The 20720-nt window shown below is 42.0% G+C and carries 15 protein-coding genes and 1 tRNA gene; 6 read left to right on the top strand and 10 right to left on the bottom strand.

Going from position 1 to position 20720, the window contains the following annotated elements; genetic code table 11:
• Positions 1–116: 116 nt before the first annotated feature.
• Both KDJ85_RS12790 and KDJ85_RS12785 read right to left on the bottom strand, forming a co-directional pair.
• Positions 117–1061: a helix-turn-helix domain-containing protein gene (locus KDJ85_RS12790; protein WP_225819990.1), complete on the bottom strand. Its 945-nt coding sequence runs from the start codon at positions 1059–1061 to the stop codon at positions 117–119.
• A gap of 141 nt (positions 1062–1202) precedes the next feature.
• Positions 1203–1297, bottom strand: a tRNA-Sec gene (locus tag KDJ85_RS12785).
• A 309-nt stretch (positions 1298–1606) separates the two neighbouring features.
• On the opposite strand from KDJ85_RS12785, the gene prlC reads away from it, so the two are divergent.
• Positions 1607–3649 (top strand): oligopeptidase A, encoded by a 2043-nt coding sequence (gene prlC / locus KDJ85_RS12780; RefSeq protein WP_225819989.1) that lies wholly within the window; start codon positions 1607–1609, stop codon positions 3647–3649.
• Positions 3642–4412 (top strand): 16S rRNA (guanine(1516)-N(2))-methyltransferase RsmJ, encoded by a 771-nt coding sequence (gene rsmJ, locus KDJ85_RS12775; RefSeq protein WP_225819988.1) that lies wholly within the window; start codon positions 3642–3644, stop codon positions 4410–4412. Before prlC ends, rsmJ begins: the two co-directional genes overlap by 8 nt.
• Positions 4413–4495: 83 nt before the next feature.
• On the opposite strand, the gene gdhA is transcribed toward rsmJ, so the two are convergent.
• Both gdhA and uspA read right to left on the bottom strand, forming a co-directional pair.
• Positions 4496–5830 (bottom strand): NADP-specific glutamate dehydrogenase, encoded by a 1335-nt coding sequence (gene gdhA / locus KDJ85_RS12770; protein WP_219245246.1) that lies wholly within the window; start codon positions 5828–5830, stop codon positions 4496–4498.
• Between the two features lie 268 nt (positions 5831–6098).
• Positions 6099–6533: a universal stress protein UspA gene (gene uspA, locus KDJ85_RS12765; protein WP_047756456.1), complete on the bottom strand. Its 435-nt coding sequence runs from the start codon at positions 6531–6533 to the stop codon at positions 6099–6101.
• A 446-nt stretch (positions 6534–6979) separates the two neighbouring features.
• On the opposite strand from uspA, the gene uspB reads away from it, so the two are divergent.
• Positions 6980–7315: a universal stress protein UspB gene (uspB, locus tag KDJ85_RS12760; protein ID WP_206085193.1), complete on the top strand. Its 336-nt coding sequence runs from the start codon at positions 6980–6982 to the stop codon at positions 7313–7315.
• 123 nt (positions 7316–7438) lie between these two features.
• On the opposite strand, the gene pitA is transcribed toward uspB, so the two are convergent.
• The gene (pitA, locus tag KDJ85_RS12755; RefSeq protein ID WP_225819987.1) at positions 7439–8929 is read right to left on the bottom strand and encodes an inorganic phosphate transporter PitA; all 1491 of its coding nucleotides are present in this window, start codon (positions 8927–8929) and stop codon (positions 7439–7441) included.
• Positions 8930–9305: 376 nt separating this feature from the next.
• Here pitA and KDJ85_RS12750 point away from each other — a divergent pair, with 376 nt between their 5' ends.
• Complete coding sequence (locus KDJ85_RS12750) at positions 9306–10505, top strand: BaiN/RdsA family NAD(P)/FAD-dependent oxidoreductase (protein WP_225819986.1); 1200 nt, start codon at positions 9306–9308, stop codon at positions 10503–10505.
• Between the two features lie 506 nt (positions 10506–11011).
• Positions 11012–11710, top strand: a complete 699-nt coding sequence (locus KDJ85_RS12745) for a pirin family protein (RefSeq protein WP_225819985.1) — start codon at positions 11012–11014, stop codon at positions 11708–11710.
• A 65-nt stretch (positions 11711–11775) separates the two neighbouring features.
• On the opposite strand, the gene pckA is transcribed toward KDJ85_RS12745, so the two are convergent.
• The 4 genes from pckA to KDJ85_RS12725 all read right to left on the bottom strand — a co-directional run bounded on the left by pckA (position 11776) and on the right by KDJ85_RS12725 (position 17083).
• A complete protein-coding gene (gene pckA, locus KDJ85_RS12740) occupies positions 11776–13395 on the bottom strand; it encodes a phosphoenolpyruvate carboxykinase (ATP) (protein ID WP_225819984.1) in 1620 nt (539 codons plus the stop codon).
• A 203-nt stretch (positions 13396–13598) separates the two neighbouring features.
• The gene (hslO, locus tag KDJ85_RS12735; protein ID WP_206085197.1) at positions 13599–14471 is read right to left on the bottom strand and encodes an Hsp33 family molecular chaperone HslO; all 873 of its coding nucleotides are present in this window, start codon (positions 14469–14471) and stop codon (positions 13599–13601) included.
• 36 nt (positions 14472–14507) lie between these two features.
• Positions 14508–14921, bottom strand: coding sequence for a ribosome-associated heat shock protein Hsp15 (gene hslR, locus KDJ85_RS12730; protein WP_225819983.1), 414 nt, complete (start codon positions 14919–14921; stop codon positions 14508–14510).
• A 62-nt stretch (positions 14922–14983) separates the two neighbouring features.
• Positions 14984–17083, bottom strand: a complete 2100-nt coding sequence (locus KDJ85_RS12725) for an IgaA/UmoB family intracellular growth attenuator (protein WP_225819982.1) — start codon at positions 17081–17083, stop codon at positions 14984–14986.
• 324 nt (positions 17084–17407) lie between these two features.
• On the opposite strand from KDJ85_RS12725, the gene nudE reads away from it, so the two are divergent.
• Positions 17408–17959 (top strand): ADP compounds hydrolase NudE, encoded by a 552-nt coding sequence (gene nudE / locus KDJ85_RS12720; protein WP_225819981.1) that lies wholly within the window; start codon positions 17408–17410, stop codon positions 17957–17959.
• Positions 17960–18121: 162 nt separating this feature from the next.
• On the opposite strand, the gene mrcA is transcribed toward nudE, so the two are convergent.
• Positions 18122–20638, bottom strand: a complete 2517-nt coding sequence (gene mrcA, locus KDJ85_RS12715) for a peptidoglycan glycosyltransferase/peptidoglycan DD-transpeptidase MrcA (RefSeq protein WP_225819980.1) — start codon at positions 20636–20638, stop codon at positions 18122–18124.
• Positions 20639–20720 lie beyond the last annotated feature (82 nt).

Below are 20720 nucleotides of genomic sequence, written 5' to 3'. Positions count from 1 at the left end.
AAATGAGCCTTAATATCCATATATTTACCAGTCCGCTAGTCAGAGTCTTATCTGATTTTATTCAGGAAAAATACAATTGCTTAAGGCACCTTTCGATGCCTTAAAGTATGTTTTCATTAAATTCTTAAATTTGGATCATCGGGGACAAAATCTGTAATCTCAAGTTTTTCCATAATTCTTGGTAAAACTTGATGAATTAACCGCATACCGACGAGTAATTCATTTATATAAATATCAGGGTGCAACCGATGTTCATTGAACCCTAAGCTTTGTGCTTCAGCATCATGTCCAACTTCATCATGACTCTTATAAACAATATCTAATAGCTCCGCACGTAATGGGATATGTTCTCTAAATGCACGTTCTTTTACAAGATTAATCCACTGGATATATTCACTATTAATTTTGTATTTAAAAGAATTGAAATTAGGTGCAAAGTTACTATCCACATCAATTTTGGATGCTGCTAAATAAATTAAACAAGGCCCTATATTCATAGCTTCAGAGTCATATATTTCTAATTTATCATCAAAAATTAAATCTTCTATATACGCTGCATAAAAACCATAAACATCATTTAACGATTGGAAGATAGCTCGAATAAGCTTTGTATATTGATTAGTGCTAATAATATCAAATAAACTATCATCACACTCATCGTCGTGTGTAACCTCAAGCTCCTTAGGAAACTGACTTGGTATGCTAATACCTAGTTCAGTAAAGATTTTTATAATTTGAGAGCTTAAAAAATCGACATCATCCTCTAAAGGAACCGTAATATAGCCTGTTTCTACATTTTCTTTTTCATCATCAGCAATGATTTTGATAATACGATCCCATTTCATAGCATTTTCAATACTACCAACACGCAAAACAAGCTCAGCAGATAATTTACCTAAACCAATTTTTTCACGAATGCATGTTTCCATCTCGTTAGACATATATTCACCTTTCTTCCACTTGCTAATTTGTGTCGGTGAAACTGCTAAAAACTGAGCTAATTGTTTTTGTGTCCAAGATAATTGTTTCAATGCTAAGGCAATAATATTTTTACTATCCATACAACACCTATAATTTAGTAAATAAAAATAATTTTTTACTAAATTATAGAAAGCATAGAATAAAACAACAATAATTTATTGAAAAAGAGGAGCTATTAAGATGATAAGAATACAGAGAATGTTTTCAGGATAGCCATTGAGTGGCGGAAGATCACAGGAGTCGAACCTGCCCGGGACTGCTGGCAGCCCCAACTGGATTTGAAATCCAGCCGCCTCACCGGAGACGACGATCTTCCTCTATAGATTGGAAAGTGATTATAGACTGAATTCATTATTTTCCAAAGCATTGAAACTACAACTATCCTTTTTATTGATAAAAGCTAACAAAAACCCCATTTATTGATAAGTACTAATAAGAAAAAACGTTATCTTGATATTGAGGTTTCCATATCCGCCCCCATATACTTTCTTATATTCATAATGGTGTGCTGGTTTTATCACCCGATAACATGAATTGTTTGGGGATAAGTTCGCCGTTTAACTTTTATTGTCAACACTGTAAGCCTTGGCCTACGAGCACAAGCCTGCAATCACAGGATGTTTTTATGACAAATTCATTATTAGCCGATTCTGCATTACCCCGTTTTTCTAGCATTGAACCTGCTCACGTTTTTCCTGCTGTCGAACATGTGCTCACCGAGTACCGCCAAACAGTTGAAAACCTCCTGAATGCAACCACCCACTATACGTGGGATAACCTGTGTCAGCCGTTAGAAGCAGCCAGTGATAAGCTGTCTCGCGTTTGGTCACCAGTGAGCCATCTGCATTCTGTGAAAAATAGCCCTGAACTGCGCGAAGCTTACGAGCAATGTTTACCGCTACTGTCTGAATTCAGTACATGGATGGGTCAGCATGAGCCCTTATACCAAGCGTATAAATCCTTAAAAGAAAGTGCTGAGTTTAACTCGCTTAGCCAATCACAGCGTAAATCTATCGAAAACACCTTACGTGATTTCGAATTATCAGGTATCGGCTTGCCTGCTGAAAAACAGCAACGTTACGGGGAAATTGTTGCACGTTTGTCGGAGATCGCTTCTAAATTTGGCAATAATGTGCTTGATGCCACCATGGGGTGGACGAAACTTATTAAGGATGAAAAAGAATTAGCGGGTATGCCCGAAAGCGCCATTGCCGCCGCAAAAGCCATGGCGGAAGCCAAAGGCGAAGAAGGCTACCTCTTAACTCTCGACATGCCAAGCTACCTGCCTGTCATGACCTACGCGGATAACGCAGAACTGCGCCGTGAAATGAGCCATGCATACAGTACTCGCGCCTCAGACCAAGGGCCAAATGCGGGTAAATGGGATAATAGCGAGCTTATCGATGAATTAATGGCGTTACGCCACGAGCTTGCCCAATTGCTTGGCTTCAAAAATTATGCAGATAAATCCCTAGCAACAAAAATGGCGGAATCACCAGAGCAAGTTTTAGGCTTCCTCAATGACTTAGCCGATCGCGCCCACCAGCAAGGTAAAGACGAACTGGCTGAACTCACCGCTTTTGCGAAAGAACATTATGGCGTTGAGTCCTTAGAATCGTGGGATCTAGCGTATTACAGCGAGAAACAAAAACAGCATAAATTCTCATTAAGTGATGAACAATTACGCCCTTATTTCCCTGAACAACGCGTCTTAAATGGCTTGTTTGAAGTTGTTCATCGTATCTATGGTTTAACCGCCAAAGAGCGTAATGATGTCGAAACATGGCATAAAGATGTGCGTTTCTTTGAACTGTATGATGATACTAATACCCTACGCGGTAGCTTCTACCTTGATCTCTATGCACGTGAACACAAACGTGGCGGAGCTTGGATGGACGATTGTGTTGGCCGTATGGTGCATAAAGATGGCTCACTGCAAAACCCAGTGGCTTACCTGACATGTAACTTTAACCAGCCATTAGGCGATAAACCTGCCCTCTTCACCCATGATGAAGTCATCACTCTGTTCCATGAATTTGGTCACGGCTTGCACCATATGTTAACGCAAATCGATGTGGCTGATGTCGCGGGTATCAACGGTGTACCATGGGATGCAGTCGAATTACCAAGCCAATTTATGGAAAACTGGTGCTGGGAACCTGAAGCGCTGGAGTTTATTTCTGGTCATTATGAAACTGGCGAACCATTACCAGCCGAAATGTTAAGTAGCATGTTAGCGGCGAAAAACTATCAATCCGCGATGTTTGTTTTACGCCAATTAGAGTTTGGTCTATTTGATTTCACCTTGCACGCTGAGTATGACCCAGCCAAAGGCGCGCAAGTCATGCCAACGTTATATGCGATTAAAGACAAAGTCGCGGTAGTACCGTCACCGAAATGGGCGCGCTTCCCACATGCCTTTAGCCATATTTTTGCAGGCGGTTACGCTGCAGGCTACTACAGCTATTTGTGGGCTGATGTACTCGCAGCAGATGCTTACTCGCGCTTTAGTGAGGAAGGCATTTTTAACCGCCAAACAGGCCAATCGTTCCTCGACAATATTTTAAGTCGTGGTGGCTCTGAAGAACCAATGGCGTTATTTGAGCGTTTCCGTGGTCGTAAACCAGAACTTGATGCGATGTTGAAGAGCTACGGTATTCATGGCTAATCACATTAAGATCCAGTTGATCTGTGAAGAGGGTGCCAGTCAAGGCACTCTTTCTCAACTTTCTGAAAAATGGCAACTTTCTCATACACCAGATGCCACGATGGCACTGGTGCTTACCCCTGAAAATTTGCAGCTGCGCAAACTTGATGAACCCAAACTCGGTGGTATTTTTGTCGATTTTGTTTCAGGTGCGATGGCTCATCGCCGAAAATTCGGCGGTGGACGTGGTGAAGCAGTCGCAAAAGCGGTTGGGATTAAAAAAGAGTATTTGCCTGATGTCATTGATGCCACCGCAGGGTTAGGCCGGGACGCCTTTGTGCTCGCCGCTCTTGGTTGTCACGTTCGCATGTTAGAGCGTCACCCTGTGGTTGCGGCATTGCTGGACGATGGCTTACAACGTGGTTATCAAGATGCCGAAATCGGTCCATGGCTACAAGAACGCATGTCCTTGATCCATGCATCGAGTATTACCGCCCTGAGTGAAATAACTCCAGCGCCAGATGTTATCTATCTTGACCCAATGTATCCACATCGGCAAAAGAGTGCATTAGTGAAAAAAGAGATGCGGGTGTTTCAGTCATTGGTGGGAGCAGATGATGATGCAGATGCATTATTAGCGCCTGCGATTGCCTTGGCAAAACGCCGTGTAGTGGTCAAACGCCCTGACTATGCAGAGCCCCTTGCGGGACAAAAAGCGCCGTCAGCGGTCACAACAAAAAGCCATCGATTCGATATCTATCCATGCATTAAAAATAACGACTAAACGTAACGGCGAAGGGCGTATGTACAGGTGAATTATCAGTATGATACAACCGCCCTTTCGCGTACGTTTTTTTTGTCAGAGGATTACAACACACCCTGCCCAAGCATTGCATCAGCGACTTTTACAAAGCCCGCGATGTTCGCGCCTTGAACATAGTTGATTTGTTTTCCTTCACCGCCAAACTCAACACAGTGGTGGTGGATATCCAACATGATGTGGTGTAAGCGCGCATCGACCTTCTCTGCTTTCCAGCCAAGACGAGCCGCATTCTGCGCCATTTCCAGACCTGATGTTGCCACACCGCCTGCGTTAGCAGCTTTACCTGGTGCAAACAACACGCCAGCTTCGAGGAACAGCTCTGTTGCAGGGATCGTCGTTGGCATGTTTGCGCCTTCTGCGACCGCTTTAACACCATTTTTGATTAACACTTTCGCTGCTTCAACATCCAGCTCATTTTGTGTTGCACATGGCAATGCGATATCAACAGGGACATTCCATGGTTGCTGACCCGCTAAGTAAGTTAAACCAAACTCTTTCGCGTATTCTTCAACACGACCATAATTATTTTTGATTTCTTCTAAGCGTGCGAGTTTTTCTGCAGTGAAGCCAGCCTCATCAACTACCGTACCGCTAGAATCCGATGCAGTAACCACTTTCGCACCCAGTTCCATACATTTTTCAATGGTGTACTGTGCCACGTTACCTGAACCAGAGACCGCAACACGCATACCATCAAAGCTTAAACCATGGCGCTGTAACATTGCATTAGTGAAGTACACTAAACCGTAACCGGTTGCTTCAGGGCGAATTAAGCTACCACCGAAAGACAAGCCTTTCCCCGTAAATACACAAGAGGTATCGTTAGACAGTTTTTTCATCATCCCCGTCATAAAGCCAACTTCACGCGCACCTACACCAATATCACCCGCAGGTACGTCAGTGTTTGAACCAATGTGGCGATACAATTCTGTCATCAATGCTTGGCAGAAACGCATTACTTCACCCGTGCTTTTTCCTTTCGGATCAAAGTCTGAACCGCCTTTACCACCGCCCATTGGTAAGGTAGTTAGTGCGTTTTTCAATGTTTGTTCGAAGCCTAAGAATTTCAGAATGGATAAGTTAACAGATGGATGGAAACGCATACCGCCTTTGAATGGGCCGATGGCTGAGCTAAATTGCACACGCCATGCGCGATTAACTTGGACTTTGCCTTGGTCATCCATCCAACATACGCGGAATTGGATAACCCTTTCAGGTTCAACAAAGCGCTCAAGCAGTGCTTGGTCACGGTACTTTGCATTTTGCTCAAGGAAAGGCCAAAGGGAAGTGAATACTTCACGCACAGCTTGTAAAAACTCTGGCTGTGAAGGATCTCTTTTTTGGACAGACTCCAAGAATGAAGATAGTGATTGTGTCATCTATGTCTTCCTTTTTTAACATGTGGTTGTTGTGATGTGCCTCACTCTTTCTTGTCATTATTTTTAGGAAATGTGAGGTTGATTTGTGTTTTGCCTATTGAATATATCATTAGTTTGTATTCTAAATTCAAGGTTTTTTTTCACTATAATGCAAAAAAAATTGCTTGACCTGCCAATATCTACCCTAGATGTCATATTTTGACACAAAAAAAACGCCTGCATAAGCAAGCGTTTTTAGTGAATAATATTTCAAATGAGAGAGAATAGATTACTCTTCATCGTCATTTAACGGGACAATCAACATATCCACATGAACTGTATTGATTAACTGACGTGCGGATGACATCAGTTTGCTCCAAAAGTCTTGGTGATGACCACAGACCACTAAGTCCATGTCATATTTTTTAATGGCATCAACCAGTACTTGACCAAGGTCGCCGCTACCACTCAGCGTTTCTTGAATTTCATACCCCGCACCTGCGGATAAATCTTTCAGCGCATTACGCGTCTCATCAGTGATACGCTGCTGCATATCACCCAAATTGACATCAATAAGTCCGGTGTACAGGTCTGAATAGTTAACATCAACATGGATCATGGATACTTTGGCACCGTAAGGTTTTGCCATAGAGACAGCCTTATCCAGTAATACTTTACTTTCAGGTGATAAATCTACCGCAACAAGAATATGTTTGTAAGCCATAAGTAAACTCCTTCCGAATGCTGATTAATCCAGTGGTTATGCCTTCACCACATCTTAATAATACTATACCTGCTAACGGTGATAATTAAGTGTTGCACTGATCACATCTAAGCAGATTAACCTTAAAATCATAAGTGTATATAACATTTTATAAAACAATAACATCATTCCTTCAATATTAATATATTCACCTAAATAATTCGAGTTATGGCTACACTTCCACAGGCAAAAAACAACATAATTTCACACTAAAGTGTGATATCCAATGATAAGTAGCAATGAAGTATTTTTTTCAACATAAACAAAAAGTAATCAAAAATTTGTAGGGGTTGCACTTTTTTTAAACAATGATTTATCCTACAATGAAATGACTGAGTATAAATAAAATATCTTGCTGTATTTCCTTTTTGACAAGTGCTGTGAGCTGGGTTTCTAAGGAGGGGATTATGTTCAGTATGATTGCTTTATTTTGGGCACTCTGCATTTTATGCATCTTGAATATGATGCGTTATTTTTCGTCCATTCGTGTTTTATTATCTATTTTGCGGGATTCCGATCCGCTACTCTACCAATCCGTTGATGGGAATGGTTTTTTCACCACCCATGGCCAACTGAACAAACAACTTCGGCTTGTCCGATATATCAATAGCAAACAGTATCTTGAGCATTATGACCCTGAAGTCATTGCACGTTGTGAACGAATCCGTAAACAATTTATGACAATAAGCCGGCTCAGTATTCTTGTTGTCGTGAGCTTAGTTTATCTTTTGATGACGGGTTAACCCACCTTCTTGACATAAAAAAAATAGTGATGACCTTACGATCATCACTATTCTGTATTCTTATATCACTGTGTTCATGTCACTTTCGACGGCTTCACAACAGTGAAGCCAAGTGAAGTGCTGTTAGATAAACAGCAGAGATAACCAGTACAACCCACCAGATAAAACAATCGAGACAGGTAAAGTCAGTAACCACGCTAACGCAATACTTTTGATTGTTTTAGTTTGTACACCACCGCCATCAACAACCATGGTTCCCGCAACAGCGGAAGATAACACTTGGGTTGTTGAAACAGGCATACCTGTATAACTCGCCACACCAATCGACACTGCCGCTGTCACCTGCGCAGAAACACCTTGTGCGTAGGTCATGCCTTTCTTACCAATCTTCTCACCAATCGTGACTGCAACACGCTGCCAACCAAACATCGTGCCTAAAGACAGGGCTAAAGCAACCGCAATGATGATCCACAGTGGTGCATACTCAACCGTATACAGCAGGTCATTACTGAGTTTTTTCAGTAAGCTTGCATCTTTCGAGCTCGTTTCTGGTAATTTCGCTACCGCATTCGCTGTATCAGAGATACACATCAATAAACGGCGCGCATGGTTACGCTGGTCAGGCGTTAGCTCTTCGTAGCTCTGAATGCCGTTTAGCATCGTCTGAGCTTGATTTAAAATTGCACCTGTACGTGAACTATCGCAATGGAATTCGCCACCAGGCTCATTACTACTTTCAGCAACTGCTGGGGTATTTTCTATCGCGTGGTTTAACGCAGGTTTATGTGTCTCATAGTATTGTTGCAGGTGGACTACAGCATCATGAGTTCTCGCGATATCATAACCGTTTGAGTTCATATTCATGACGAAACCAGCTGGCGCAACACCAATCAGCACAAGCATGATAAGACCGATACCTTTCTGCCCATCGTTCGCACCGTGCGAGAAACTGACGCCAACCGCGGATAAAATCAGTGCGGTACGGGTCCAGAATGGCGGCTTACGCTTACCATCCTTTTTCTCACGTTCTGCAGGTGTTAAGTGAATACGGCGACGTTTCTTTGTTCCGCTCCAATAACGGCGTAAAAAGAAAATCATCAAACCGGCAATCACGAAACCAATCGCTGGAGAAAGAATTAACGACATGAAAATACTGATCATTTTCGGTATATTCAGAGCGTCAACCACTGATGAATCTGTCACTATCGCATTGGTTAAACCTACCCCGATAATGGCACCAATCAGTGTGTGGGAACTGGATGCAGGGATACCGAGGTACCATGTTCCAAGGTTCCAAATAATTGCAGCCAGTAGCAATGAGAAAACCATTGCAAGGCCGTGAGCAGAGCTCACATTAAGCAAGAGGTCTGTTGGTAAGAGGTGGACAATCGCGTAGGCAACACTCAACCCTCCCAGCAAGACACCAAAAAAGTTAAAAACCCCTGCCATGACAACTGCGAACTGTGCCCGCATTGCTCTGGTATAAATAACCGTTGCTACCGCGTTAGCGGTGTCATGGAAGCCATTTATAGCCTCATAGACCAGCACAAATAGCAGTGCCAGAACTAATAATAGACCTGTATGAAATTCTAAACCTGTAAAAAGATGTAGCATAGACGTTAAGCCATTATATGTTGGACATGAACGCGGCGCATTATCAGTGACAAACGCTGGCGGTGGAAGCAAAATCTAACCTTTTTTTGATTTAACTACCCATCAAAAAAGTACCTCATAGCAATTACCCCATATATATCAATGCATTAGCTAAAACAAACTTATTCTGAATTTTTGAAACTTTTTTAACGATTTTTCCAGAAAATAAAAGTTATTTGCTCTTTTTGCGCGAATTTTTCTAATTATAATACGTCTTACACACTTTTCATCCGATCTCGCTCGAACCTTTACATTACAACCGCCGCAAGATGACGTAAAATACCCATACTCATAATTTAATTATGCTAAAAATCAAATAGCTATAGAGAAAGCCATCGTGAAAAATATCGACGTTATTATTTTAGGTGCAGGTGCCGCAGGTCTATTTTGTGCCTCACTCGCAGGTAAACGCGGACTCAACATACTTGTCCTTGATAACGGCAAAAAATTAGGCAGAAAAATATTGATGTCCGGAGGCGGACGCTGCAATTTCACGAATATGTACGCTGAGCACAGCAACTATCTTTCCACGAACCCACATTTTTGTAAGTCAGCACTTGCTCGCTATACACAATGGGATTTTATCGCGTTAGTTGCCAAATATAATATTCCTTATCATGAAAAAACCTTAGGGCAGCTTTTTTGCGACAATAGTGCGCAAGATATTGTCGATATGCTGCAAAATGAGTGTAATTTGCCGAATATTTCGATCAAGCTTCGCAGTGAAGTTACCGAGGTCGAAAAAACGCCAGAAGGCTTTCTCGTCACCGTAAATGGAAACCAAGTAAGTGCTCGCTCACTAGTTGTAGCAACGGGTGGGTTATCGATGCCAGGCCTTGGTGCCACACCATTTGGCTACCGCTTAGCAGAACAATTTGGCCACTCGATTATTCCAACCCGTGCTGGCCTTGTCCCATTTACACTGCACAAGCCGCTTTTAGAAGCGCTGCAAGTGCTATCAGGGATCTCCGTCGCGGCAACTGTGACAGCGGCTGATGGAACGCTCTTTAAAGAAAATATCCTCTTTACTCATCGCGGCCTCTCAGGCCCTGCTATCTTGCAGATTTCTAGCTATTGGAACCCTGGAGAGTATGTAAGTATTAACTTACTTCCGGCCCTCTCGCTCAGCGATTTTTTAATGGAAGAAAAACAAGAGCACCCGAATCAATCTTTAAAAAACACCCTCGCAAAATTATTACCTAAGCGATTAATTGAAATCATGCAAGCGCAAGGGCAAATCCCTGAATGCGCCCTAAAGCAATTGAACCACCCACAAGTTGAAGCGCTGCATAACACACTACATGCTTGGCAAGTTCAACCTAATGGGACTGAGGGCTACCGTACAGCTGAAGTCACTCTAGGTGGTGTTGATACCCATGAAATATCATCAAAAACAATGGGTTCACTGAAAACAGAAGGGTTGTATTTTATCGGTGAAGTTGTGGATGTGACTGGTTGGTTAGGTGGTTATAACTTCCAATGGGCATGGAGCTCTGCGGCAGCGTGTGCCGAAAGCCTACCCATTAACCATAGTTAATTTAAGGTTAACCAATATTAGCGATGTTTCTTTGTTTGCATCCTTTTAACCAAATATTTCTTAATCCATTGAAAAATAATGGTTAATATTTAACTTCATAGAAATCATATAATTGCAGTTTTAATTATAAGATATATTATTTTGGTTAAAAATAGTGCTTTACAAACGATAGTGATAACTATTATCATTATCATCACTTCCTCGATATGGTTACTTAGTCACCTATTGTTGGGAGTACGACATTGCTCACATTGCTTCCAGTGTTTACTTTAGCCAGCCTTGCGCTGGCTATTTTTTTATCTGTATCAATTGGTTAATTGACTAAAACTCCCCCGTCCCTTTTTTCATCCATTTTCTTCACTTATCTCAAACACACTTGTTCAAATTTTTTGGATCCTATGGTTAATGGCGGCTACTTTTCTCTCTTAGCGAAACGGTTAAACTGTTTGCAATTGATTTAGAGAGAAGTTCAACCAGGGTTGGGGATCCAACTAGGAGATAACACAATGATCTATTTACGCAAAGCAAATGAACGTGGTCATGCTAACCATGGTTGGCTTGATAGCTGGCACACTTTCTCATTCTCTAGCTATTATGATGAAAAATTTATGGGTTTTTCAGCTCTGAGAGTGATTAACGAAGACTTTATTGCCGCAGGCCAAGGCTTTGGTACTCACCCCCATAAAGACATGGAGATTTTGACCTATGTGCTCAATGGTGCCGTCGAGCACAAAGATAGCATGGGCAATATGGAGCAAATTCCAGCGGGTGAATTCCAAATTATGAGTGCAGGTACCGGTATTCGCCACTCAGAATACAACCCGAACAGTGATAAAGAGCTGCATCTTTACCAAATTTGGATCATTCCTGAAAAAACAGGTATTGAGCCACGTTATGAACAAAAACGCTTTGATTCACTTGATGGCAAACAATTGGTTCTTTCACCCGATGCGCGTGACGGTTCACTGAAAGTGTATCAAGACATGGAATTATGGCGCTGGGCATTGCCTGCAAACGACGTACAAACCCACGAAATCGCCGAAAAACGAGTCGTGTGGATCCAAGTCGTCAAAGGCACCGTTGAAATTAACGGCCAAAAAGCCTCCACCAGCGATGGTTTAGCGATTTGGGAAGAAACTGGCTTAACTATCAAGGCAGATGAAGACAGCGAAATTCTGCTATTTGACCTGCCTTCTGCCGAGTAATCACCAAACAAAAAAGGCTCTACAACCGTAGAGCCTTTCTCTATAACACAAAACGCATTCGCAAATTACAGTTTTGGACCTGCTTTTACTAAAGCAGCACCTGCTGGCGTGTCTGTGTATTTATCGAAGTTATTCACGAAACGGTTCGCTAAGTCTGCCGCTTTCTCATCCCACTGCGCTTTATCTGCATAAGTATTACGTGGGTCAAGGATATTGGTATCCACGCCTGGTAATGCTGTAGGGACTTCTAAATCGAAGACTGGCAGCTTAATGGTGTCTGCTTTTTCGATATCGCCACTTAAGATTGCATCAATGATGGCACGAGTATCTTTAATCGAGATACGTTTACCTGTTCCGTTCCAACCTGTGTTCACTAAGTATGCTTTTGCACCCGCAGCTTCCATACGTTTAACTAATACTTCTGCATATTGTGTTGGGTGCAGTGATAAGAATGCTGCGCCGAAACACGCTGAGAACGTAGGAGTTGGTTCAGTAACACCGCGTTCTGTACCCGCTAATTTCGCAGTAAAACCAGACAGGAAGTGATACTGTGTTTGCTCTGGGGTTAAACGAGAAACAGGTGGTAACACACCAAACGCATCTGCCGTCAGAAAAATAACTTTTGTTGCATGGCCTGCTTTAGAAACAGGTTTTACAATGTTTTCAATGTGGTAAATCGGGTAAGAAACACGGGTATTTTCCGTTTTCGAACCATCATTGAAATCAACGGTGCCGTCTGCTAATACCATGACGTTTTCAAGTAATGCATCACGCTTGATTGCGCCGTAGATGTCTGGCTCAGCTTCTTTAGATAGGTTGATAGTTTTTGCGTAGCAACCGCCTTCAAAGTTGAATACGCCGTCATCGTCCCAACCATGCTCATCATCACCGATTAACTTACGTTTCGGATCGGTAGACAGCGTGGTTTTACCCGTGCCTGATAAACCGAAGAAAATTGCAACGTCGCCTTTTTCGCCAACGTTCGCTGAACAGTGCATAGAAGCGATGCCTTTTAATGGCAGCAGGTAGTTCATCATTGAGAACATGCCTTTTTTCATTTCGCCGCCGTACCAAGAGCCACCAATTAACTGCATACGCTCAGTTAAGTTGAACGCCACAAAGTTTTCTGAATTCAAACCTTGTGCTTTCCAGTTCGGGTTAGTGCATTTTGCACCATTCATCACGATAAAATCAGGTTCAAAGCCAACTAACTCTTCATCAGATGGGCGGATGAACATATTTTTAACGAAGTGCGCTTGCCATGCCACTTCCGTAATAAAACGGACTTTCAGGCGTGTATCTGCGTTCGCACCACAGAATGCATCAATGATAAACAAACGTTTGCCAGACAATTGCTCTGTTACAATGTGCTTTAAATCACTCCACACTTCTTGTGACATTGGCTTATTGTCGTTCTTACCTTTACCTTGGTCTGCCCACCATACAGTATCGCGAGTGACATCATCACGAACGATATATTTATCTTTTGGTGAACGACCCGTAAAGATACCTGTATCTACTGCAACCGCACCTAATGTGGTGACCGTGCCGCGTTCATAGCCTTCAAGTCCTGGCTTAGTTTCTTCCGTGAATAATAGCTCGTAACTTGGGTTATAAACCACTTCAGCTACATCATGAATACCGTACTTTTCAAGTTCCTTCAGGGTAATGCTTTTAGCGCTCATTATATTGCTCCTGGTAAACATAACTAATCTGCAGATGATCATAATTCTTTACGACTAATTAACAGCGATAGTTATCAAAGAATTGAAAATGTATAATTTTTTTTAATTCATAATGAGACTTAGAGCACGTAATAATGCTTTAAAATTATAAAAAAAAGGTGCAGAATTGCACCCTTATCACATAATTAGGTTGCTAAATCGTATCAGTGAAGTTGCTGATTTCGCTCATCATTTAACCCTTCAATATCGGATTCAATAAATACGTAGTGTGAGCCACAAAATTCACATTCCATATCAATTTTCCCATCTTTGTGCAAAATATCGATAACATCTTCCTTTGGCAAAGTTGCTAATGTGCTTTCACAACGTTCCCTTGAACAGGTGCAACGAAACTCCACAGATTGAGGGTCGTATAACGTGACATCTTCTTCATGATAAAGACGATGTAAAACCTCTTTGACGCCCAGAGTGCTCAGCTCTTGGCCTTTAATCGTTGCCGTCAGTTGCACGAGGTGATCAAAGAAATCGTGGCTGGTGTCATCAGCAGCAGGTAAAACTTGCAGCAACATCCCACCCGCACTCATTTTGCCATCCACTTCACCCACACGAATAAATAAACGCGTTGGCAGCTGCTCTGATTGGCGGAAGTATGCATCAATACTTTCTTCGATGGAGTTGCCTTCAATCGCTACAATTCCTTGGTAACGCTCACCTTGGTTAGGCGTTATCGTGATCACCATGAAGCCATCGCCAATCATTTGGTTCAGTGTGCTACCCGCAACAACGGGGCCATCAACACGCGCAACACCTCGCATTTGTTGTAGGTTATTACCGTTAATAACAGCCATTTTAACTGGGCCATCACCTTGAATTTGAACGGTAATATCACCATCAAATTTTAGCGTTGCTGTTAATAAACTGGTAGCAACAAGCAGTTCGCCCAATAAGCCTTTTACTGCAACAGGGTAGTCATGGTTTTCTAAAATCTGCTCGTAGGTCTCATCGACACTAATCATTTCCCCACGAACGGAATGCTGTTCAAACAGAAAACGGTGGAGTTGGTCTTGTTTTGACATAATTTCTCTCTATTGCTCAGGCAGTTGCTCATGCCATCATTCAGATGACTCATGAGAATTCGTTTGTTTAAATTTTAGCAGAGTTCGTCGCTCTTTTTTATCTGGACGGCGCTCTGGATGGGGCATGGTTAACGCATTCATTTTGCGCGCTAACGCTATTTTTTCACGATATTCAATACTTTCAGCGGTTTCACGGTAAAGTAATTGTGCTTCGGGCGCACCTCTGCGCTGGCTACTGATTTCAAGGATCTCAATCGTCCTCTCATCATTCCCCTGCCTCAGCTTCACTAAAGCATGGAGTTCAACGATTTTTCCAGGCTTAGTTCTTTGTCCATTATAATGAACTTTGCCCCCATCAATCATTTCACGCGCCATGGAACGTGTTTTATAAAAACGCGCAGCCCAAAGCCACTTATCGAGGCGAACAGGTTCTATAGTTGATTGATTCATGGTGCCTCCTCACTATCAGTCTGAATCAAACTCAATGAGGCTCCCACCATTTCGGGATAATGCTAATGACGATTGGAAGGGTTATTAGCCTCAAAGCATTTATCGTAATATTGAGTGATATTACGTAATCGCTTCTTATTATTCAAAATACGGAACACAATTAGTGAGCCGTTGAGTAATACACAAAAGATAAGAAATAAGATAAAAAGCGTACTACAAACATATTGAGAGACAATATCTTCATTCGGCTCTTCATGTAACACGATATGCAAAGTGCCATTAGCATCTGTCGATAATTTAGTCACAATACCTTCCACACTAAAGGGAGTATTGCTTAACAAATTCGATAAACGGTGGAGCTCTTTCCAACGTTCCAACTGTGATAATTCATTAAAATTAAAAGATGGCCCTATCATTAAATCCACCAGAGGCTTGTTTTCATCACTCACAAACAATACGCCACCAGGGGAAGGACTATTAATTTTACGCACTTCTTTGTCTATTTCTTTTCTGATAAAGTCATATGTGGTGTCTTCAACGATGTTTTCCAAGGCCTCTGCACTTCCTGCTCGTAATAAAACATGCGCACCACTTAATTTCCCCGATGACGCCTTACTCACTAAGGTCGGCCAATCATCTGTGCTACCAAGGTTTGTCAGCGCATTTTTGAGTTTTAGGCAAGCGTTCTCATCATGGCACAACTTGTTCGTTTCTATAATAATGGCTGAAAAATCAAAGATAATGTTCATCCCTGATTTCATAATATCGCGCTGTAACCTTGGGTTCACGCCAATAGAATTTTTATCAGGATGTAATTGATTTCTAACTATATTGAGCAAGGATATCGATAGATCGGCAATCTCAGACTGCGGCTCTGTCGACACATTGATGTTATTCCAATAAATGCCAGAGCAATCAAATGGGACAAAATTCGCTTGGTTGGTGTTATCTAAATTCGGTGGACGATAGCACATCCCCTGCCCCTGTGCTGTTAGGGTATCCCCCACATTGAGCTTATGAGAAACAAGCTCCGTCACTTCCGTCACATTAATTTTTTGTGTTCCACCAAACCAAGCAAAACCCAACTTAATGGGCAGACTCATAGATTGGTATGAAAATACCAACACAATCACCAATAACGCACCGATAAACATCAGGACATTTTTTTTGTAACGCTTGTAAGGGTAATAACGCTCTTCTTCATGTAAAGAGAGGTACTGCCCATGACGAACAACCTCTCCCGTAGGGTAAAAATCAATATTAACGGGTTTATCTGATTCGTATTTTAAATACTCCTCCCAGTGCAGAGGGTAGTGTAAATCTGTCCCGCTAACGGAAGCACTCGTGGAATATTTTTTATCTAATTCACCATACAATTCCCAACGCTTCGGCTGCCCATAAATACATTGAATATCTTGGTACTTACGAGGGAACATTTTTGAACGAAAGAGCACTAATGTACCAATAATAAAAATCAGTACGGCACTCGCTAACCCCCACCCCTGCAAAATCCGAATAGAAATTAACGTGAGATAACCCAATACAAAACTTAAACAAATCAACCCTGCGCCTAACCATCCCGTGGAGTTGTGTAGACGATGTTCCTCCGCTGTTTCCTGACGAACACGTAATAATTCTACATTCTGTTGTCCACGCTCTTGAATAGCTGCTTCAGGTAAGGTCGTAGTCGATGCTGAGTTACCGAGCCATTCATTACTAAAATCTTTAAGCGAATGGCTATTCATTGAAATAATCAATGGCAGATGATCAGTCTCCACAATCTCCATCACATTTTGTCGCTGTAGATATGGTTCCAACTGTGATGGAAGCTGCACTTCAATCGTATCGATAAAATAACGCCAGCTATTCCCTTGCTCCTGGCGTAAATTAAAACGCGTTACCGAATGACAAATTGTACCAATAGTCGAATTTCGCTTAATTTGCCAAGGAGTTTGTGAAGAGGAATTCGAAGCTGTAGCGCAATAATTTAAATACTGAGTGATTGTTTGGTAATCTGAGTCAATCATTTTGCGAAAGGAAGGTGAGGCTACCGAGGGTATCTGATAGATGCCAGAATGCCGCCCCCGCCTGAAATACAGGAAGGAAGCCATTATAGTTAGGCTAATAACAATTATAGCCGTTATAATGACATGGTTTAACATTGTTTCCCCAACAAAAAATGAATAAGAAAAGCATAGCAATCCTACTGCCTTCTCAAAATAAGCCGATTCCTATTCTATTTATACTTTTTTCTTTAACTTACAATACGTTGTAAAAAAATCTTTATTTATTTATCTGTGCTACATTTGTGCACGAAGCAAGTTAACAATATTTTATCTACTCGATCATCTCTATCATTTTTTTTTGATATAGGTCATAGTGACATAATGATGCCAACATACTGGCAACGCAGAGTAAATTTACCACATAAATAAATGAAACATGCTTTTAGCAATAGGTTCCACCCACCTTGTTTGGAAATCGTTATGACAGAGCTAAAAAAACCAAAAATCTTGAACATTCAAGATGTCGCTCAATCAAAATTATTCAGCATCCAGTCAGTTGATCTCGAATTTAGCAACGGTGAAAAACGAGTCTATGAAAGAATGCGCCCAGCAAAACGCGAAGCCGTTCTTATTATTCCTATTATTGATGACCACTTAATTCTGATACGCGAATATGCCGTTGGGATTGAAAACTACGAACTCGGTTTCCCTAAAGGGGCTATTGACCCTGGCGAAATTGCGCTAGAAGCAGCACAGCGCGAACTCAAAGAAGAAGTTGGCTATGGCGCAAACAACATCATTCAGCTTGCTAAACTGACTATGTCACCATCTTATTTTTCCAGTAAAATGAACATATTAGTAGCACAAGACCTTTATAGCGAAAAGCTTGAAGGTGATGAGCCTGAACCTCTGCAACAAGTTAAGTGGCCAATTGCACATATGATGGAACTACTGGAACATCCAGACTTCAACGAAGCGAGAAATATTAGCGCACTTTTCTACTTAGAACGTTACTTAAAAAGTAGTAAGTAATATTACTTATTTTTATATTTTATATAAGTCACGTTTTTTTTCTACGCCTATTCTTATCGTTAAAAGCTATTTTACACTCATTTAGTGTTTTTTAGCATAAAAAAACACCCCAAGTTTTGATAACAATGGGGTGCTTATCACGATATTACTAAACGTATTTTCTTAGAACAGCTCTTGGCTTAAGCCGCCTTCTGTTGAAATAGTTGTTCCCACTTCTTGTACAGAATACTCTTTAGGCTCAGTCCCTTCGATAAAATATTCACGGCGTGAAGAGCCTAATTTGCCCGTACGACTGTCAATTGACACAGAGATAACCCCTTTCGGCGGTTTCATCATTTTCACAGGAACACCTGTCAGGATGGATTTCATAAAATCATCCCACATTGGCTGAGCACTTTTCGCACCTGCTTCACCTCGGCCGAGTGTCCGTCTATTATCATCAAACCCGATCCACGCTGATGCCACAACATCTGGGCCATAACCCGAGAACCAAGCATCTTTTGAGCTATTAGTCGTTCCTGTTTTACCACCAATATCTCGGCGTCCACCTAAATCTCTCGCTGCGCGCCAGCCCGTTCCAGACCAGCCTGGTTCACCATAAATATTCGTCATCATCGCATCTCGAATTAAGAACGCAAGCGGCGTACTAATCACATGAGGCGCGTATTGAGGCACTGAACTCACATTTTCGTCACCCGAGGTTGCCACTTCCATTGTTGGCTCTTGATTCACAACATTACGGCCTGATTGAGTGACTTCTTCTGTAGATTCATCATCAATCCCTTTCATTTCGATGGTACGTTCTGTATCACCGTAAACGACTGGAATATTTGTACAATCAGGACATGCTAGCTTAGGATTCGCTTCAAAAATCACTTCATCATTGTGATTTTCAATTTTCAAAATATAGTACGGATCAACAAGATACCCGCCATTGACCATAACCGCATAACCACGCACCATTTGCATTGGTGTAAATGATGGAGCCCCCAAGGCTAACGCCTCTGTACGGTTAATATTTTCACGCGGAAAACCAAAACGCATCAAATAATCCGCTGCGTAATCAACCCCCATGGCGCGCATTGCGCGAACCATTACCACGTTTTTCGACTGCCCTAACCCTTGACGTAAACGGATTGGACCATCATAGCGTGGAGGTGAGTTCTTCGGCCGCCAGTCAGAACCAGCCCCCGCATCCCAACGACTAATAGGCACGTCATTCAGCAAAGAAGATAGTGTAAGGCCTTTGTCCATTGCCGCAGTATACAAAAAGGGTTTTATATTCGAGCCCACTTGGCGCAGGGATTGTGTCACGCGGTTAAACTCGCTCATATTGAAATCAAAACCGCCGACTAATGCGATAATCGCGCCATCATTAGGGTTAAGTGCAACAAAAGCAGCATTTACGTCAGGAACTTGTCCCAGCCACCAATTATCTTTTACTTTACGAACCCAAATTTGCTCACCCACTTGAACAACCGCATTCACTGCTCTTGGCGATGCACCTTGTTGTGTATCAGAAATAAATTTACGCGCCCAACGTACACCGGTCATCGTAATATCAATTTTTGAGCCATCCGCTAACATAACTTTCGCTTCAGAACCCGTTGCGGATAGCACGACCCCAGGCATAAGCGGCCCGTAAACAGGGGATTTTTTCAGCTTTTCAATAATTTTTTCAGATGCCCATGCCATTTCACTGGGCTTCCACAGCACTTCTGCTGGGCCACGGTAACCATGGCGAGTATCGTAATCGATCAAGTTATTGCGAACAGCATCAGTTGCAGCTTCCTGATCTTTGCGGATCACCGTGGTATACACTTTGTAACCGTCGGTATACGCATCTTCACCGTATTTATCATATAGCGTTTGGCGAGCCATTTCGGCAAGATAAGGCGCAGAAAAATCAATCTTTGGCGCATGATAAGACGCCACAATTTTTTCGTTTCTCGCTTGCTCATACTGGTCTTTCGTAATGTACTTTTCTTCCAACATACGAGAAAGCACGACATTACGACGATTGATGGCACGATCATAAGAATATAATGGGTTAAATGTTGAAGGTGCTTTTGGTAGCCCTGCAATCATGGCCATTTCGCTCAATGTGAGCTCATCCACTGTTTTCCCGAAATAAACGTAAGCCGCAGCCCCAACGCCATAAGCGCGGTTACCCAAATAAATTTTATTTAGGTACAGCTCCATAATTTCATCTTTCGAAAAAAGCTGTTCGATGCGAATCGCTAAGAAAGCTTCTTTGGCTTTACGCATTAAGGTTTTTTCGGGACTTAAATAGAAGTTTCTCGCCAGCTGCTGAGTAATGGTACTCGCACCTTGTGACGCATGACCAGATGACGCCATCACGGATACCGCACGGAAAATACCAATCGGGTCAATACCGTGATGGTCATAAAAACGGCTATCTTCTGTCGCGATAAACGCTTTCACCATTAACGGTGGAATTTCCGCTAATGGAAGTGGGATCCGACGTTTCTCACCGTATTGGGCAATCAACTCGTTATCAGCGCTGTATACCTGCATTGGAATTTGCAGACGAATGTCTTTCATCGTTGCAACATCAGGTAGCTCACCTTCGACATATTTATACATGCCATAAATCGAGGCGGTTCCCAAAAAAATGCAACAGAAAACAAGAATAAAAAAATATTTTACGAACTTCACCGGAAAATTCCCATGCTCGGCTAACAAGAGGGTTTAGATATCACTAACGCATAGTATAAAGCTTATACAGCACAATAGAAAA

It is taken from the genome of Providencia vermicola (assembly GCF_020381325.1).
Lineage (GTDB): Bacteria > Pseudomonadota > Gammaproteobacteria > Enterobacterales > Enterobacteriaceae > Providencia > Providencia vermicola.
The sequence above is the reverse complement of the archived record's forward strand: the minus strand, read 5'-3'. Positions and strand labels throughout refer to the sequence as shown.

What these genes read in the sequence shown, in the direction of transcription:
- gdhA (WP_219245246.1), bottom strand. Translation starts at nt 5,830, where the DNA reads ATGACACAATCACTATCTTCATTCTTGGAGTCTGTCCAAAAAAGAGAT.
- hslR (WP_225819983.1), bottom strand. Translation starts at nt 14,921, where the DNA reads ATGAATCAATCAACTATAGAACCTGTTCGCCTCGATAAGTGGCTTTGG.
- uspB (WP_206085193.1), top strand. Translation starts at nt 6,980, where the DNA reads ATGTTCAGTATGATTGCTTTATTTTGGGCACTCTGCATTTTATGCATC.
- KDJ85_RS12725 (WP_225819982.1), bottom strand. Translation starts at nt 17,083, where the DNA reads ATGTTAAACCATGTCATTATAACGGCTATAATTGTTATTAGCCTAACT.
- nudE (WP_225819981.1), top strand. Translation starts at nt 17,408, where the DNA reads ATGACAGAGCTAAAAAAACCAAAAATCTTGAACATTCAAGATGTCGCT.
- hslO (WP_206085197.1), bottom strand. Translation starts at nt 14,471, where the DNA reads ATGTCAAAACAAGACCAACTCCACCGTTTTCTGTTTGAACAGCATTCC.
- rsmJ (WP_225819988.1), top strand. Translation starts at nt 3,642, where the DNA reads ATGGCTAATCACATTAAGATCCAGTTGATCTGTGAAGAGGGTGCCAGT.
- pitA (WP_225819987.1), bottom strand. Translation starts at nt 8,929, where the DNA reads ATGCTACATCTTTTTACAGGTTTAGAATTTCATACAGGTCTATTATTA.
- uspA (WP_047756456.1), bottom strand. Translation starts at nt 6,533, where the DNA reads ATGGCTTACAAACATATTCTTGTTGCGGTAGATTTATCACCTGAAAGT.
- prlC (WP_225819989.1), top strand. Translation starts at nt 1,607, where the DNA reads ATGACAAATTCATTATTAGCCGATTCTGCATTACCCCGTTTTTCTAGC.
- KDJ85_RS12745 (WP_225819985.1), top strand. Translation starts at nt 11,012, where the DNA reads ATGATCTATTTACGCAAAGCAAATGAACGTGGTCATGCTAACCATGGT.
- KDJ85_RS12790 (WP_225819990.1), bottom strand. Translation starts at nt 1,061, where the DNA reads ATGGATAGTAAAAATATTATTGCCTTAGCATTGAAACAATTATCTTGG.
- pckA (WP_225819984.1), bottom strand. Translation starts at nt 13,395, where the DNA reads ATGAGCGCTAAAAGCATTACCCTGAAGGAACTTGAAAAGTACGGTATT.